We start from the raw sequence: 15752 nt of genomic DNA, 5'->3' as shown, positions 1-15752 counted from the left end.
CCCTCGCGCCGCAATCTCGACTCGAGTCCCTGCACCGCGAGCGCATCGCCGTCGTCGCCGCTCTTGAGCCAGTCGAGCACCTGGTCGCTGCCGGCGTCGTGCGCGCAGGCGCGCAGCGCGCTCATCAGCATGGCGGCCGCGCGCGTGGTCGAGAGCTTCCAGCCGGTCTCGTCCTGCGCCGTGACGCCCTGCCCCTTGAGCCGCGCGCCGATGCGGCGCGTGAGCGCGCGGTCGGTGGCGACCAGCGCAACCGGGCTGCGGCCCTCGGCCAAGTGGCGCAGCGCACAGGCCGCGGCGAGTTCGGCCTCGTCCTCGGGATCGATCGCGACATGGGCCGCGGACTGCCCGCGCGGCGCGATGGCGGGCACCAACGACAGGCGCACGGCGCGCTCGCCCCACAGGCCGCACAGGGTCTGCGTCAAGGGATCGGTCTGGAAGCCCTCGAGCACGATCAGCACGTCGATCTGCGCGCGCGCGGGCTCGCGCAGCAGCACGTCGGTGGCATAGCTCGCGTTCGCGGCCCAGGCGACCGCGATGCGGATCAGCGCGCTCTCGATGCGGAACCACTCCGACTCGCTGCCTGCATCGGCCACGCCCGCGGCGCGCTCGGCCCAGGCACTTCCGCGCTCCTCGGGCGCGACCGCGGCCGCGAGCGGCGCGAGCTGGTAGGCCAGCTCGACCACGCGGCCCGCGAGCGCGAAGCGTTCGGCGCCGAAGCCGGTCTGCGAGAGCAGGCCCTGCGCGGTCACGAGGTCGCGCGCCATGTCGAAGGCGATGTCGTAGCCCGAAGGGACGAAGCCGCCCGCGCTGCGCGCCCAGTTGCGCGTGGTCTCGAAGCGTGGCACGAAGCCCGGCGAGCCGCAGCGCGCCCACATGGCCTGCGCCACGCCCATGAGCTGCGCATAGGGCACCAGCACCATCGTGCGCGCCGCATGTGCCTGGCGTTCGGCGAGCACGCGCACGATGCGCGCGACCACACCATCGGCAGGGTCGCACCACAGGGCCTGGACGGGATGGCCTTCGTTCATGTTCTGTCGCGGGGGATTCGGTAGCGGGGCCGGGTCGCGACGAGGGCTCTGGCTATCGGCGCCATAGCCTTCGTGCATGCCACGTCACCCCTTGGTTTCTGTCACAATGACCCGCACTGTAGCTGCACCGAAACTCCCCGCGCACAAGGACTCCATCATGGCCAGCGAGCTGATCAAACACATCTCCGATTCCTCCTTCGAAGCCGACGTGCTCAAGTCCAGCCAGCCCGTGCTGGTCGACTACTGGGCCGAATGGTGCGGCCCCTGCAAGATGATCGCCCCGATCCTCGACGAAGTGTCGAGCGCCTACGAAGGCAAGCTGCAGATCGCCAAGCTCAACGTCGACGAGAACCGCGACATCCCCGCCAAGTTCGGCATCCGTGGCATCCCCACGCTGATGCTGTTCAAGGACGGCCAGCTTGCCGCCACCAAGGTCGGTGCCATGAGCAAAGCCCAGCTCACCGCCTTCATCGACCAGCAACTCGCCTGAGTGCTTTCAAACCGGCCAGCGCGCAACGCGTTGGCCGGCGCGTTTTTCCTGTCATAATCCTTAGCAGATCGCCGGCCCTTTCAGGTAGCCGGTTCGAGTTCCCCGGTCAGTGAGGCAGTTCTCGTCTCACATCGAACCACCCCCCTGTTCTCCGTTTCCCCTCGATTGCCCCCGCAAGGGGTCGTTCCATGCACTTAAACGAACTCAAGGCACTCCACGTGTCTGAAGTCCTCAAGCAGGCCGAAGCCCTTGAGATCGAAAACGTCGGCCGCATGCGCAAGCAGGAGCTGATGTTCGCGATCATCAAGAAGCGCGCGAAGGCCGGCGAACAGGTCTTCGCCGACGGTGTGCTCGAAATCCTGCCCGACGGCTTCGGCTTCCTGCGCAGCCCGGACACCAGCTTCACCGCCAGCACCGACGACATCTACATCAGCCCGAGCCAGGTGCGCCGCTTCAACCTGCACACCGGCGACATGATCGAGGGCGAGGTGCGCATTCCGAAGGACGGCGAGCGCTACTTCGCGCTGACCAAGCTCGACGCCGTCAACGGCGGACCGCCCGAGCAGAACAAGCACAAGGTGATGTTCGAAAACCTGACGCCGCTGTTCCCCAAGGAACAGATGCGCCTGGAACGCGACGGCATCAAGGGCGAAGAGAACATCACCGGCCGCGTGATCGACATCATCGCGCCCATCGGCAAGGGCCAGCGCGCCCTGCTCGTGGCACCGCCCAAGAGCGGCAAGACGGTGATGATGCAGCACATCGCGCACGCGATCAGCGCCAACTACCCCGAGGTCCACATGATGGTGCTGCTCGTCGACGAGCGCCCCGAAGAAGTGACCGAAATGCAGCGCACGGTGAAGGGCGAGGTCATCGCCTCCACCTTCGACGAGCCCGCCGCGCGCCACGTGCACGTGGCCGAGATGGTGATCGAGCGCGCCAAGCGCCTGGTCGAGCTCAAGAAGGACGTGGTGATCCTGCTCGACTCGATCACCCGCCTCGCACGCGCCTACAACAACGTCGTACCCTCGTCGGGCAAGGTGCTGACCGGCGGTGTCGACGCCAACGCACTGCAGCGTCCCAAGCGCTTCCTGGGTGCCGCTCGCAACGTCGAGGAAGGCGGCTCTCTGACCATCATCGGCACCGCGCTGATCGACACCGGCAGCCGCATGGACGAAGTGATCTTCGAAGAGTTCAAGGGCACCGGCAACTCCGAAATCCACCTCGACCGCCGCCTCTACGAGAAGCGCGTGTTCCCCTCGATCCAGCTCAACCGCAGCGGCACGCGCCGCGAAGAGCTGCTGCTCGCGCCCGAGATCCTGCAGAAGACCCGCATCCTGCGCCAGCTCATGTACAACATGGACGAGATCGAGTCGATGGAGCTGATGCTCAAGAACATGAAGGCGACGAAAACGAATGTCGAGTTCTTCGACATGATGCGTCGCGGGGGTTGAGCCGGTCTTCGACCGAAGCTCGCCTCCCCGAAAAGCGCGTTGCATCGCAAGATGCAGCGCGCTTTTTTCATGGGCGCGCGACGGGCAGCGCGCGGCCTTCCTCGGCGCTGCGCCGGCCGAGATCGAGCAGTTCCATCAGCGCCACCGCCTGCGCGGGCGGCACGGGATTCGGCCCCTGACCGAGGATCGCGTCGCGCACGGCCGGCCGCGTAATACGCGACGTAGTCACCCGCGCGCGTGGGCCAGGCGCGCTTCGCCACCGTGCCGTCGGCCGCGGGCAGCACGAGCTCGCCATCGAGCGGATCGACGCCCCACCCCGCCATCGGCGGCCGCTGGCCGGCGCGCAGCGCGTCCTCCTGCGGATCGACGCCGTGCTTGACGTAGCTGCCGCGCGTGCCGTGCACGAGGTAGCGCGGCGCCGCATGGGCCGCGAGCGTGGTCGAGTGCAACACCACGCGCAGCGGCGCATGCGGCCCCGACTCGTAGCGCAGCACCGCGTGGAAATAGTCCTCGACCTCGGCCCCGTCGCGCAGCACGGCGGTGTCGAGTTGCAGGGTGTCGGGCGTGCCGAACAGCTGCACCGCCTGGTCGACCAGGTGCGCGCCCAGGTCGACCCAGATGCCCGCGCCCGGCACCTTCTGCTCGCGCCAGCGCTCGCGCACCTCGGGCCGGTAGCGGTCGAAATGCGATTCGAAATAGACCGGGCGGCCCAGCTCGCCGCTGGCCAGCAGTTCCTTCAGGGTCAGGAAATCGGCGTCGAAACGGCGGTTCTGGTAGACCGCGAGCACCCGATCGTTGCGTTCGGACAACAGCTTGAGCTCGCGCGCCTCGCCGGCATCGAGCGTGAAGGGCTTGTCGACCACCACGTGCTTGCCGGCCAGCAGCGCCGCCTTCGCGACCGGATGGTGCTGAGCGTTCGGCGTGGCGACCACGACGAGGTCGATGTCCTGCCGCGCGACCAGCGCCGCCGTGTCGGGCACCACGGCCACGCCGGGCCAGTCGGCATGCACCTTGTGCGGCTGGGAACTGGCCACGGCCGCCAGCTCGAGCCCGGGCACGGCCGACAGCACGGGGGCATGGAAGGTCTGGCCGGCAAAGCCGTAGCCGACGAGGCCGGCGCGCAGGGGTCTGGAGGTCATGGGAGGCCCGATTTGGCTGGGGACGGGCCGAAGTGGCCGCCATCGGCCCAGTATGCGATAATCGACGGCTTCGCGAAAAGTGCGGCCGGCGTCCTGCCCGCCAGTGGCTCTCGCATCGACCCCCAAGGAAAGACCATGGCAAAAGAAGGCATCCACCCGAATTACCGCGAAGTCCTGTTCGTCGACATGTCGAACGGCTTCAAGTTCGTGACCCGTTCCTGCGTGAACACGAAGGAAACCGCCAAGGCGGACGACGGCCGCGAGCTGCCCCTGTTCAAGCTGGACACGACCAGCGAATCGCACCCGTTCTACACCGGCACCCAGAAGTCGGTCGACAACATGGGCGGTCGCGTCGAGAAGTTCCGCAACCGCTTCGGCAAGACGACCGGCGCCGCTGCCTCCAAGTAAGGCACGCACCCAGGCTCAGGCCTGGCGTCGAGGGCAGCCCGGTTTACCGCGCTGCCCTTTTTGTTTCCCCCACCCGTTGCCGCCCATCGCCCTTTGAACCAGCCCACGCCCGCGATCGTTGCCCAGAATGCCGTGCGCCGGCTGCCGCGCATCGCGCTGCTGCTGCTGTGCGCCGCCTATCTGCTGCCGGGGCTGGTCGGCCGAGGGCCCTGGAAGAGCGCCGACATCACGGCCTTCGGCTACATGGCCGAACTGGCGCGCAGCACCGAGGGCATCGCCCGCTGGTTCGATCCGCGCCTGCTGGGCATCGCGCCCGAAACGCCCGCGCTGGTGCCGTACTGGATCGGCGCGCTGGCGATCAAGATCGCGCCCGCCTGGCTGCATCCCGACTTCGCGGTGCGCATCGTGTTCGCGCTGCTGCTGTGGGGCACCTTCACCGCGACCTGGTACGCGGTCTATTACCTGGCCCGCACCGCGCGCGCACAGCCGGTGGCCTTCGCCTTCGGCGGCGAGGCACGGCCGACCGACTACGCGCGCGCCATGGCCGACGGCGCCCTGCTCGCGCTGATCGCCTGCCTGGGCCTGGCGCAGCTGGGCCATGAAACCACGCCCGCGCTGGCCCAGCTCTACTTCGCCTCGCACCTGTTCTACGGCGTGGCGGCCCTGCCCTACCGGCGCGCCGGGCCGGTCATCGCACTGGTGGTCGGCACGCTGGGCATGACGCTCAGCGGCGGCCCGACCGTCGGCCTGGCCCTGGCCACGGGCAGCGTGCTGTTCATCGCCTACGAGCGCCGCCGCATGCGCCGCGCCGCCGAACCCGCGAGCACTGGCTGGTCGGGCACGGGCGAGGACGAAGGCCCGGGCTACACGCGCGGCGCGCTGTTCACCATGGCCGGCGTGACGCTGCTGGCCGCGGCGCTCGCGATCGGCCTCGGCCTGCTGCAATGGAAGATCGACCTGCCCGGCGCCCATCCCGGCACCTCGATCGCGAGCGACATCCGCAGCCAGGCCCGGCTGCTGCTGTGGTTCACTTGGCCGGCCTGGCCGCTCGCGCTGTGGACGCTGTGGCGCTGGCGCCGCCAGCTCGCCGCGCGCCACGTGGCGCTGCCGTTCTGGTTCGCGCTGGTGCCGCTGGCCGCCACCTGGACCACCGACTACTCCGACCGCTCGCTGATGCTGGCGCTGCCCGCGATGGCCACGCTCGCGGCCTTCGCGCTGCCGACCTTCCGGCGCAGCGTGGCGGCGCTGGTCGACTGGTTCACCCTGCTCTTCTTCAGCGGCCTGGCGCTGCTCGGCTGGATCTACTGGATCGCGATGCAGACCGGCTACCCGCCCAAGCCCGCGGCCAGCGTGGCGCGGCTGGTGCCGGGCTTCGTGCCCGAGTTCTCGCCCATCGCCTTCGTGCTCGCGCTCGCCGCCACCATCGCCTGGTGCTGGCTGGTGCGCTGGCGCACCGGCCGCCACCGCGCGGCGCTCTGGAAGACGCTGGTGCTGCCGGCCGGCGGCACCGCGCTGTGCTGGATGCTGCTGATGACGCTGTGGCTGCCGCCGATCGACTATGCGCGCAGCTACGCGCCGCAGGTGCGCGCGGTGAGCGAGCGAGTGGGCCATCCCAAGTGCGTGGCCGAGCTCGCGCTGAGCCGCGCCCACATCGCGGCGCTGCAATACCACGGCCACTTCGAGCTGCAGCCGCTGCTGCTGGGCACCGACTGCCCGTGGCTGCTGGTGGCCCCCGAGACCATCGAGCGGCTGCACACCATCATCTCGCTCGACCAATGGCGCTTCGCGGGGACCCTGCGCCGCCCCAGCAGTCCCTCCGACGACCTGCTGCTGTACGAGAAGATCGCGCCGCGGTGAGGGGCGAACGCGGACTGATCGCCCGCCACGCGGGCACGGTGCTGGTCGGCCAGCTCGCCGTGATGGCCTTCGGCGTGACCGACACCATCGTGGCCGGCCGCTATTCCGAGGACGCGCTGGCCGCCCTCTCGGTCGGCGCCGCCATCTTCGTCAGCGTCTACGTCTCGCTCATGGGCGTGCTGCAGGCCCTGCTGCCGGTGTGGGCCGAGCTGCACGGCGGCGGCCGCGGCACCGAGGTGGGCCGCTCGGTGCGGCAGTCGCTCTACCTCGCGGGACTGGCGATCGTGGTGGGCATGGCGCTGCTGCTGCTGCCGGGACCGGCCCTGCAATGGACCCAGGTGCCGCCCGCGATGCGCAGCGAGGTCGAGGCCTACCTGATGGTGCTGGCCTTCGCGCTCGCGCCCGCGCTGCTGTTCCGCCTGTTCAGCACCCTGAGCCAGAGCCTGGGCAAGCCACAGCTCGTGACCTGGCTGCAGCTCGCCTCGCTGGCGATCAAGCTGCCGCTGTCGGTCTGGTTCACCTTCGGCGGCGCGGGCCTGCCAGCCATGGGCCTGGTCGGCTGCGGCTGGGCCACCCTGGTCGTCAACTGGGCGATGCTCGGCTGCGCCGTGTGGCTGCTGCGCGCCAGCCCGTTCTACCGCGGCTACCGGCTCTGGCAGCCGATCGAGAAGCCCGACTGGGCGCAGATCGGCCAGTTCGCGCGCCTGGGCGTGCCGGCCGGCCTCGCGGTGCTGGTCGAGGTCACCTCGTTCACGCTGATGGCGCTGTTCATCGCGCGCCTGGGCACGACCGCGGCCGCCGCGCACCAGATCGCCGCCAACCTGCTCGCCGTGGCCTACATGGTGCCGCTGTCGCTCGCGATCGCCACCAGCGCGCGCGTGAGCTTCTGGCTCGGCGCCGGCGATCCGGCACTGGCGCGGCGCGCCTGCCGCACCGGCTTCGAGCTGACCGTGCTGTGCGCGCTGCTGTTCGCGCTCGCCATGTGGGGGCTGCGCTTCCAGCTCGCGGCCGTGTATTCGGACAAGCCGGCCGTGATCGCGCTCGCGGGCGCGCTGCTGCTCGTAGTGGCGCTCTACCACTTCGCCGATGCGCTGCAGACCCTGTGCGTGTTCGTGCTGCGCTGCTACCGCGTCACGCTCGCGCCGCTGGCGATCTACTGCACGCTGCTGTGGGTGGTGGGCCTGGGCGGCAGCTACCTGCTGGCCTACCGCGGGCTCGGCCCCTGGCCGGCCATGCAGTCGCCGCTGGCGTTCTGGATCATGGGTGCCGCCGCGCTGGCCGTCACGGCGCTGCTGTTCGGCGCGCTGCTGCGCTGGACCATGGCGCACCGCGTGCGCGGCTGAGCGGCTGAGTGGTGATAGCGGCGCGGCCGTTCAGGCCTGCAGCCGTGCCAGCACCCGCGCCTCGCGCACGCGCGTGGCCGGGAACAACAGCGCGAAGCGCGAACCCTTCCCCACCGTGCTCTCGATGCGCAGCTCCGCGCCATGGCGCTGGGCGATGTGCTTGACGATCGCCAGCCCGAGCCCGGTGCCCCCGGTCTCGCGCGAGCGGCTGCGGTCGATGCGGTAGAAGCGCTCGGTCAGCCGCGGGATGTGCTCGGCCGCGATGCCCGGGCCGGTGTCCTTCACCGCGTATTCGCCGCGGCCATCGGGCAACACGCGCCAGCTCACCGCCACCTCGCCGCCGCCGGGCGTGTAGCGGATCGCGTTGCTCAGCAGGTTCGACATCGCGCTCTGCAGCTCGGTGGCGGCGCCGGACATCTCGGAATCCGCATCGATGGTGAACGACAGCTTGTGGCCCAGCTGCGGCGAGAGCCGGCCCGACAGGCCGCGGCCCTCGTCCTCGCACTGCGCGAGCAAGGCGCGGATACGGGTCCACTGGGTGCCGCCGGGCGCGGCACTGCCCTCGAGGCGCGACAGGGTCAGCAGGTCGTTGACCAGCGTTTCCATGCGGTGCGACTGCTGCCCCATCAGCCCGAGGTAGCGCGCGCGCTCGTCGGCATCGAGCGGCAGGTTCTGCAGCGTCTCGACGAAGCCCGCGAGCACCGTGAGCGGCGTGCGGATCTCGTGCGAGACGTTGGCCACGAAGTCGCGCCGCATCGCCTCGGCCTGCTCGAGCGCGGTGATGTCGCGCGTGAGCAGCATGCGGCGGTTGCCCGCGTAGGGATGCACCTGCACCGACAGCCGCACCGTGTGGCTGCGCTGTTGCGAGCCCGGGCCATGGCCGTCGATGACGACGTCGCGGCTGTAGTTCCACGACGCGAGGTAGGCGACGAAGGCCGGGTCGCGCACGAGGTTGGCCAGGTGCTGCAGCAGGTCGCGCTCGGCATCGATGCCGAACTGCGCCGCCGCGGTCTGGTTGCACCACTCGATGCGGCCCTGCTCGTCGAGCAGCACCACGCCGTTGGGCGAGGCCTGGATGGCGGCCAGGAATTCCTGCAGCCGGTCCTCGGCCTGGCGGGTCTGCTGTTCGCGGTCGCGCAGCAGCTTGCGGATGCGCTCGGCCAGTTCGCCCCACATGCCGACGCCGCGGCTGGGCAGCCCCACCGCGTCGTTGCGCAGGATCTGCAGCAGCCGCTTGGCGCGCCAGCCGTCGAAGGCCAGCCAGACCACCGCGCCGCCCCAGGCGCCGATCCAGCCGAGCTTCCAACCGAAAAAGGCTGTAACGCCCGCTCCACCAAGGAGAGACGCTATTAAAAAGGTAGCAATGCGAAACGGCATGGCGGGCGATTATCCGCGCCCGCGGGCGGAGACGCTCACGGCGGTCAAACGGTGGCTTGGGCCGTCAGTCGGTAGCCGGCGCCGCGCACCGTCTCGACCATCGGGGACGCCGCACCCAGCGATTCGCGCAGGCGCTTGACGTGCACGTCGACCGTGCGCTCCTCGATGTAGACGTGGTCGCCCCACACCTTGTCGAGCAGCTGGGCCCGGCTGTGGACGCGCTCGGCGTGCTGCATCAGGTAGGCCAGCAGCTTGAACTCGGTCGGGCCGACCTTCAGCGCATTGCCCTGCCAGGTCACGCGGTGGGTGGCGGTGTCGAGCGCGAGCTCGCCGATCTCGACGCGCTCGGTCACCACCTCGGGCGCGCGGCGGCGCAGCACGGCGCGGATGCGCGCGAGCATTTCCTGGGTGGAGAAGGGCTTGGTGATGTAGTCGTCGGCGCCGGCGTCGAGGCCGGCCACCTTGTCGGGCTCGTCGCCGCGCGCGGTCAGCATCAGGATCGGGACGGCCTTGGTACGGGGGTCCTTGCGCCACTGGCGCGCGAGCTGCAGGCCGCTCTGGCCCGGCAGCATCCAGTCGAGCAGGATCAGGTCCGGCAGGAAGGCATCGATCTCGCGTTGGGCCGCCGCGCCATCCTCCGACCAGATCGGCTCGAAGCCGTTGTGGCGGAGGTTGACGGCGATCAGCTCGGCGATCGAGGACTCGTCTTCGACGATCAGGACTCGGGGTTTTTTCATGCTTTCTTGGGAGTCTTGCCGCAGTCGTACTGGTGTCGTTACTGCAGCGCCGACTCGATTTCCTGCATCGAAGTGTGCCGCACATCGGCACCCTTGACGATGTAGATGATGAACTCGGCGATGTTCTTGGCGTGGTCGCCGATGCGCTCGATGGCCTTGGCCAGGAACAGCAGGTCGAGGCTCGCGGAGATGGTGCGCGGGTCTTCCATCATGTAGGTGACCAGCTTGCGCACGAAGCCGTCGAACTCCTTGTCGATCAGGTCGTCGTCCTTGAGGATCGACAGCGCCGCGGCGGTGTCGAGGCGCGCGAACGCGTCGAGCGCGGTGCGCAACAGGTTCGACGCCAGGTCGGCCGCGATGCGCAGCTCGGTGGTCGGCAGCACGCGCGAAGCACCGCTCTCGATGATCGACTTGACCATGCGCGCGATCTTGTTGGACTCGTCGCCCACGCGCTCGAGGTTGGCGGTGGTCTTGGAGATCGCGATCAGCAGGCGCAGGTCGCGCGCGGTCGGCTGGCGGCGCGCGATGATCGACGACAGCTCGCGGTCGATCTCGATTTCCATCGCATTCACGCGGTGCTCGGTTTCCATCACGCGGTCGGCCGCGTCCGAATCGAACTGCAGCAGCGCGTAGATCGCCTGGTGGATCTGCGACTCGACCATGCCGCCGAGTTCCATCACGCGCGACGAGACGCCGTTGAGTTCGCTGTCGAACTGGCTGGAGAGGTGTTTTTCAGTCATGGTGTCGTCCTCTTTGCATCCGTTGTTGCATCAGCCGAAGCGGCCGGTGATGTAGTCCTCGGTCTCCTTGCGCTGCGGCTTGAAGAACATCTGCTCGGTGGCACCGAACTCGATCAGGTCGCCCAGGTACATGTAGGCGGTGTAGTCGCTGCAGCGGGCCGCCTGCTGCATGTTGTGGGTCACGATGACCACCGTGTATTCGTTCTTCAGCTCGGCGATCAGTTCCTCGATCTTGGCGGTCGAGATCGGGTCCAGGGCCGAGCAGGGTTCGTCGAGCAGCAGCACTTCGGGCTTGATCGCGATGCCGCGCGCGATGCACAGGCGCTGTTGCTGGCCGCCCGACAGGCCCGAGCCGCTTTGCTGCAGCTTGTCGCGCACTTCGGTCCACAGGGCCGCCTTCTTCAACGCCCATTCGACGCGGTCGTCCATGTCGCTGGCCGAGAGATTCTCGAACAGCTTCACGCCGAAGGCGATGTTGTCGTAGATCGACATCGGGAACGGCGTCGGCTTCTGGAACACCATGCCGACCTTGGCGCGGATCAGCGCCACGTCCTGCTTGCTGGTTAGCAGGTTCTCGCCGTCGAGCTCGATGGCGCCTTCGGCGCGCTGCTCGGGATAGAGCTCGAACATGCGGTTGAAGGTGCGCAGCAAGGTCGACTTGCCGCAGCCCGAGGGGCCGATGAAGGCCGTGACCTTGTTCTCGGGGATCTCGAGGTTGATGCCCTTGAGCGCATGGAACTTGCCGTAGTAGAAGTTCAGGTTCTTGACCGAGATCTTCGCGGGCGCTGCGGCGGCGGTGGGAGCGGTGATGGGTGCCATGTTGCGTTTCTCTTGTTCGTTCTGTGCGGATTGCGTGGAAGCCGCTTCGGGTTCAGTGCTTGGAGCGCGTGAGGACCCGCGCCAGGATGTTGAGGACGAGCACCGCGACGGTGATCAGGAACACGCCGGCCCAGGCGAGCTGTTGCCAGTTCTCGTAGGGGCTCATGGCGAACTTGAAGATCGTCACCGGCAGGCTGGCCATCGGCTGCGTCACGTCGGCGGTCCAGAACTGGTTGTTCAGGGCCGTGAACAGCAGCGGCGCGGTCTCGCCGGCGATGCGGGCCACGGCCAGCAGGATGCCGGTCACGACACCGGCGCGCGCGGCGCGCAGCGTGATGCTCAGGATCACCTTCCACTTCGGCGTGCCGAGGGCGTAGGCGGCTTCGCGCAGGCCCGGGGGCACCAGTTGCAGCATGTTCTCGGTGGTGCGGATCACGACCGGGATCACGATCAGCGCGAGCGACAGCGCACCGGCCAGGCCCGAGAAGTTCTTGAAGTAGGCCACGACCACCGCGTAGACGAACAGGCCGATCACGATCGACGGCGCCGACAGCAGGATGTCGTTGACGAAGCGCGTGACCGAGGACAGCATGCCCTTGGGGTTGTACTCGGCCAGGTAGATGCCGGCCATGATGCCGATCGGCGTGCCGACGAAGGTCGCCAGCAGCACCATCACGAAGGAGCCGAAGATGGCGTTCAGGATGCCGCCCGGCTCGTTCGGCGGCGGGGTCATCTCGGTGAAGGCCATGATCGACAGGCCGCCGATGCCCAGGCGCAGGGTTTCCCAGAGGATCCAGACGAGCCAGAACACGCCGAACACCATCGCGGCGAGCGACAGCGTGAGGGCGATCTTGTTGACGCGGTTGCGCGAGGCGAACCGGGCCTGGCGGGTTTCGGCCAGGGTCTTGGCGTTGATGAGGGATTGGCTTGTGCTCACGACTTCTTTCCTTCGCTCTTCTTCATCTGCGCCAGCAGCACCTTCGACAGCGACAGCACGACGAAGGTGATGAAGAACAGCACGAGGCCCAGGTACATCAGCGCGGCCTGGTGCAGGCCGGCGCCGGCTTCGGCGAACTCGTTGGCGAGCGCCGAGGTGATGCTGTTGGCCGCCTCGAACACCGAGAGCGAGTTCAGCTGGTTCATGTTGCCGATCACGAAGGTGACGGCCATGGTCTCGCCGAGCGCGCGGCCCAGGCCGAGCATGATGCCGCCGATGACGCCGGCCTTGGTGTAGGGCAGCACGACCTTGGAGACGACCTCCCAGGTGGTGGAACCGAGGCCGTAGGCCGATTCCTTGAGCAGCGGGGGCGTGACCTCGAACACGTCGCGCATCACCGAGGCGATGAACGGGATGATCATGATCGCGAGGATGATGCCGGCCGAGAGAATGCCGATGCCCACCGGGGGACCGGACACCAGCGCGCCGAGGTAGGGCACGCCGGCCAGCAGCTTCTGCAGCGGCTGCTGGACCCAGCTCGAGAGGATGGGGCCGAACACCAGCAGGCCCCACATGCCGTAGACGATCGACGGCACGGCCGCCAGCAGTTCGATGGCGGTACCCAGCGGGCGCTTGAGCCAGCCGGGCGAAAGTTCGGTGAGGAAGAGCGCGATGCCGAAGCTCACGGGCACCGCGATCACCAGGGCGATGGCCGAGGTGGCCAGCGTGCCGTAGATCATCACGAGGCCGCCGTATTCGTTCTGGACCGGGTCCCACACGCTGCTCGTGAGGAAGCCGAGGCCGTACTTGGTGATGGCAGGCCAGGCGCCGACGATCAGCGACAGCAGGATGCCGATCAGCATCGCCAGCGTCAGCAGTGCGGCACCCTTGGCGGCCAGGCCGAACAGGCGATCGACCATGGGACCGGAGCGCGATGCCTTCATCGGCGGCGGTGCGGTGGTGCGGCCCTGCTCGGCGGAAAGATCGAGCGCGGTGGCGGCGGCGGGGAAAGTGGATGACACGTGTCGCTCCGGCAAGGACGAAAGCGGCGCGCCATCGAGCGGATTGCTGCTCATTGGCGTGCCGTGTTTTCTTTTTCTGATCAGGGAGAAGAAGGAGGCTTACTTGAACGCGACGGGCTTGCCCGAAGCGTCCTTGACCTCACCCCAGGCCTTGGCGATCGTGGCCTTCACGGCGTCGGGCATCGGCACGTAGTCCAGTTCGTCGGCCGTCTTGTCGCCGCTCTTGTAGGCCCAGTCGAAGAACTTCAGCACGGTGGTGGCATTGGCCGGCTTGTCCTGCGTCTTGTGCAGCAGGATGAAGGTGGCGCCGGTGATCGGCCATGCACCCTTGTCGGCCTGGTTCGTCAGCACCTGGTAGAAGCTCTTGTTCCAGTCGGCACCGGCGGCGGCGGCCTTGAAGGCGGTGTCGTCGGGCGAGACGAAGTTGCCGGCGGCGTTCTGCATCTGGGCGTACGTCATCTTGTTCTGCTTGACGTAGGCGTATTCCACGTAGCCGATCGAGTTCGGCAGGCGACCCACGAAGGCGGCGACGCCTTCATTGCCCTTGCCACCCGCGCCGGTGGGCCAGTTCACGGCCGTGCCTTCGCCGACCTTGCTCTTCCACTCGGCGTTGACCTTCGACAGGTAGTTGGTGAACAGGAAGCTGGTGCCCGAACCGTCGGCGCGGCGAACCGGGGCGATGGCAGCGTCGGGCAGGTTCAGCGAACCGTTCAGGGCCTTGATCGCGGGGTCGTTCCACTTCGTGATCTTGCCGAGGTAGATGTCGCCCAGCACCTGGCCGCTGAGCTTGAGTTCGCCGGGCTTGATGCCCTGGATGTTCACGACCGGGATCACGCCGCCGATGACGGTGGGGAACTGCATCAGGCCCTTGGCCTGGAGTTCGTCGTCCTTCAGGGGAGCGTCCGACGCGCCGAAGTCGACGGTCTTGGCTTCGATCTGCTTCAGGCCGGCGCCCGAACCAACCGATTGGTAGTTGATCTTGACGCCGGTGGCCTTGTTGAAGTCCGAAGCCCACTTGGCATACAGCGGTGCGGGGAAGCTGGCGCCGGCACCGGTCACGTCCTGGGCGAACGCGGGAAGAGCGAAAACCGCGGCGACGAGGCCGGCGGTTGCAAATTTGAACGTCGTTTTCATGAAGCTTCCTTTAGAAGTAAGAAGTAGTCCCCTTTCGGGCTTGCGACGGACTCTAGAAAGCTTGTGTGACATCGATGTGACACCCCTCTGTCGAGGGAAAATGGGGCCGCGGAGCCCTCCGGCTCTGTGACGCTGTCACACAACCGTCATGCGCCCGAACTAGCCTCTCGAACCTCGCTGCGGTGGGGTTTGGAGGCGGTGGGGAAACCGTCCACGACATACGAATCAGGCTCCGCCTTCTTTACTACAACATGCAAAACGGCACCCGCCTCGCAGCGGTCGATCTCGGTTCCAACAGCTTCCGGCTCGAGATCGGCCAGGTCGATCACGGCCAGATCCACCGCACCGAATACCTGAAGGAGACCGTGCGCCAGGGCAACGGCCTGGACAGCGCACGCAACCTCACGCCCGAAGCCATGCAGCGCGGCTGGGACGCCCTCGCCCGCTTCGGCGAGCGGCTGGCCGGCTTCAAGCGCTCGCAGGTGCGGGCCGTCGCCACCCAGACGCTGCGCGAGGCGCGCAACCGCGAGGAATTCCTGCTGCGCGCGCGCACCATCCTGGGCTTCGGCATCGACGTGATCCCGGGGCGCGAGGAAGCCCGCCTGATCTATCAGGGCGTGGCGCACATGCTGCCGCACAACGACGCCTCGGACCGCGAACGCCGGCTGGTGATCGACATCGGCGGGCGCTCCACCGAAATGATCATCGGCCGCGCCCTCGAGGCCGAGCTGATGGAGTCGTACCGCGTCGGCAGCGTCGCCTGGTCGATGAAGCACTTCCCCGAGGGCCAGTTCACCGCCGCCGCCTTCCGGGCCGCCGAGGTCGCGGCCAAGGCGGTGCTCGACGACGCGCTCGGCAGCTACACGCGCGACCAGTGGGACGTGGCCTATGGCGCCTCGGGCACGATCGGCGCGGTCGGCGACGTGCTGGCCGCGGCCGGCGGCGAGCCCGGCGTGGTCAAGCGCGAGGGCCTCGACTGGCTGCTCGACCGGCTGCTCAAGGCCGGCGGCGCCGACAAGCTGCGCATCGAGGGCATGCGCGAGGACCGCAAGGCGGTCATCGGCGGCGGCCTCAGCGTGCTGCGCGCGGTGTTCGACCTGCTGGGCATCGAGGAGATGAAGGTGGCCCAGGGCGCGCTGCGCCACGGCGTGCTCTACGAACTGCTGGAACGCGACGAGAGCGTGGCCGACATGCGCACCACCACGGTCGCGCGGCTCGCCACCCGTTTCGCGGTCGACCCGGTCCAGGCTCGGCGCGTGGGCGACAC

The 15752-nt window shown here is 68.3% G+C and carries 13 protein-coding genes and 2 pseudogenes; 6 read left to right on the top strand and 9 right to left on the bottom strand.

The genetic code is table 11. From position 1 onward, the window contains the following. Positions 1-1028: pseudogene (locus AC27VN_RS14600) on the bottom strand (PD-(D/E)XK nuclease family protein); the annotation flags it as partial. Between the two features lie 157 nt (positions 1029-1185). Between AC27VN_RS14600 and trxA the strand changes: the two are divergent. Then, a complete protein-coding gene (trxA, locus tag AC27VN_RS14595) occupies positions 1186-1518 on the top strand; it encodes a thioredoxin TrxA (protein WP_057594218.1) in 333 nt (110 codons plus the stop codon). 188 nt (positions 1519-1706) lie between these two features. Beyond that, positions 1707-2972 carry a transcription termination factor Rho gene (rho, locus tag AC27VN_RS14590; RefSeq protein WP_057594219.1) on the top strand — a complete coding sequence of 422 codons (1266 nt, stop codon included), beginning with the start codon at positions 1707-1709 and terminating at the stop codon, positions 2970-2972. Positions 2973-3039: 67 nt separating this feature from the next. Here the strand turns inward: rho and AC27VN_RS14585 are convergent. Continuing rightward, positions 3040-4111, bottom strand: a pseudogene (locus AC27VN_RS14585) (oxidoreductase). 135 nt (positions 4112-4246) lie between these two features. On the opposite strand from AC27VN_RS14585, the gene AC27VN_RS14580 reads away from it, so the two are divergent. The 3 genes from AC27VN_RS14580 (at position 4247) to AC27VN_RS14570 (ending at position 7719) form a co-directional block, all read left to right on the top strand. Further along, on the top strand, positions 4247-4519 hold the full coding sequence (locus AC27VN_RS14580; RefSeq protein ID WP_093341315.1) for a type B 50S ribosomal protein L31: 273 nt from the start codon (positions 4247-4249) through the stop codon (positions 4517-4519). Positions 4520-4612: 93 nt separating this feature from the next. Further along, the gene (locus tag AC27VN_RS14575; protein WP_296789177.1) at positions 4613-6376 is read left to right on the top strand and encodes a hypothetical protein; all 1764 of its coding nucleotides are present in this window, start codon (positions 4613-4615) and stop codon (positions 6374-6376) included. Then, positions 6373-7719, top strand: a complete 1347-nt coding sequence (locus AC27VN_RS14570; protein WP_208510275.1) for an MATE family efflux transporter — start codon at positions 6373-6375, stop codon at positions 7717-7719. The genes AC27VN_RS14575 and AC27VN_RS14570 overlap by 4 nt, the downstream gene beginning before the upstream one ends. A gap of 30 nt (positions 7720-7749) precedes the next feature. Here the strand turns inward: AC27VN_RS14570 and phoR are convergent, their stop codons facing one another. The 7 genes from phoR to pstS are packed head-to-tail and all read right to left on the bottom strand — an operon-like array spanning position 7750 to position 14485. Next, positions 7750-9096 carry a phosphate regulon sensor histidine kinase PhoR gene (phoR, locus tag AC27VN_RS14565; protein WP_093341310.1) on the bottom strand — a complete coding sequence of 449 codons (1347 nt, stop codon included), beginning with the start codon at positions 9094-9096 and terminating at the stop codon, positions 7750-7752. Positions 9097-9140: 44 nt separating this feature from the next. Continuing rightward, complete coding sequence (gene phoB / locus AC27VN_RS14560) at positions 9141-9833, bottom strand: phosphate regulon transcriptional regulator PhoB (protein ID WP_057594225.1); 693 nt, start codon at positions 9831-9833, stop codon at positions 9141-9143. A 38-nt stretch (positions 9834-9871) separates the two neighbouring features. Beyond that, the gene (gene phoU, locus AC27VN_RS14555; protein ID WP_093341308.1) at positions 9872-10573 is read right to left on the bottom strand and encodes a phosphate signaling complex protein PhoU; all 702 of its coding nucleotides are present in this window, start codon (positions 10571-10573) and stop codon (positions 9872-9874) included. Between the two features lie 30 nt (positions 10574-10603). Beyond that, positions 10604-11392 (bottom strand): phosphate ABC transporter ATP-binding protein PstB, encoded by a 789-nt coding sequence (pstB, locus tag AC27VN_RS14550; protein WP_093341306.1) that lies wholly within the window; start codon positions 11390-11392, stop codon positions 10604-10606. A 52-nt stretch (positions 11393-11444) separates the two neighbouring features. Continuing rightward, positions 11445-12329, bottom strand: a complete 885-nt coding sequence (pstA, locus tag AC27VN_RS14545; protein ID WP_093341305.1) for a phosphate ABC transporter permease PstA — start codon at positions 12327-12329, stop codon at positions 11445-11447. Further along, complete coding sequence (gene pstC, locus AC27VN_RS14540; RefSeq protein ID WP_093341303.1) at positions 12326-13405, bottom strand: phosphate ABC transporter permease subunit PstC; 1080 nt, start codon at positions 13403-13405, stop codon at positions 12326-12328. The genes pstA and pstC overlap by 4 nt, the downstream gene beginning before the upstream one ends. 45 nt (positions 13406-13450) lie before the next feature. After that, complete coding sequence (pstS, locus tag AC27VN_RS14535; RefSeq protein ID WP_490876975.1) at positions 13451-14485, bottom strand: phosphate ABC transporter substrate-binding protein PstS; 1035 nt, start codon at positions 14483-14485, stop codon at positions 13451-13453. Positions 14486-14736: 251 nt separating this feature from the next. Between pstS and AC27VN_RS14530 the strand changes: the two genes are divergently transcribed. Next, positions 14737-15752: Ppx/GppA phosphatase family protein (locus AC27VN_RS14530; RefSeq protein WP_490876974.1), on the top strand; the 1016-nt coding region annotated here is incomplete at its 3' end.

It is taken from the genome of Variovorax sp. 20P10.2.4 (assembly GCF_058244205.1).
The sequence above is the reverse complement of the archived record's forward strand: the minus strand, read 5'-3'. Positions and strand labels throughout refer to the sequence as shown.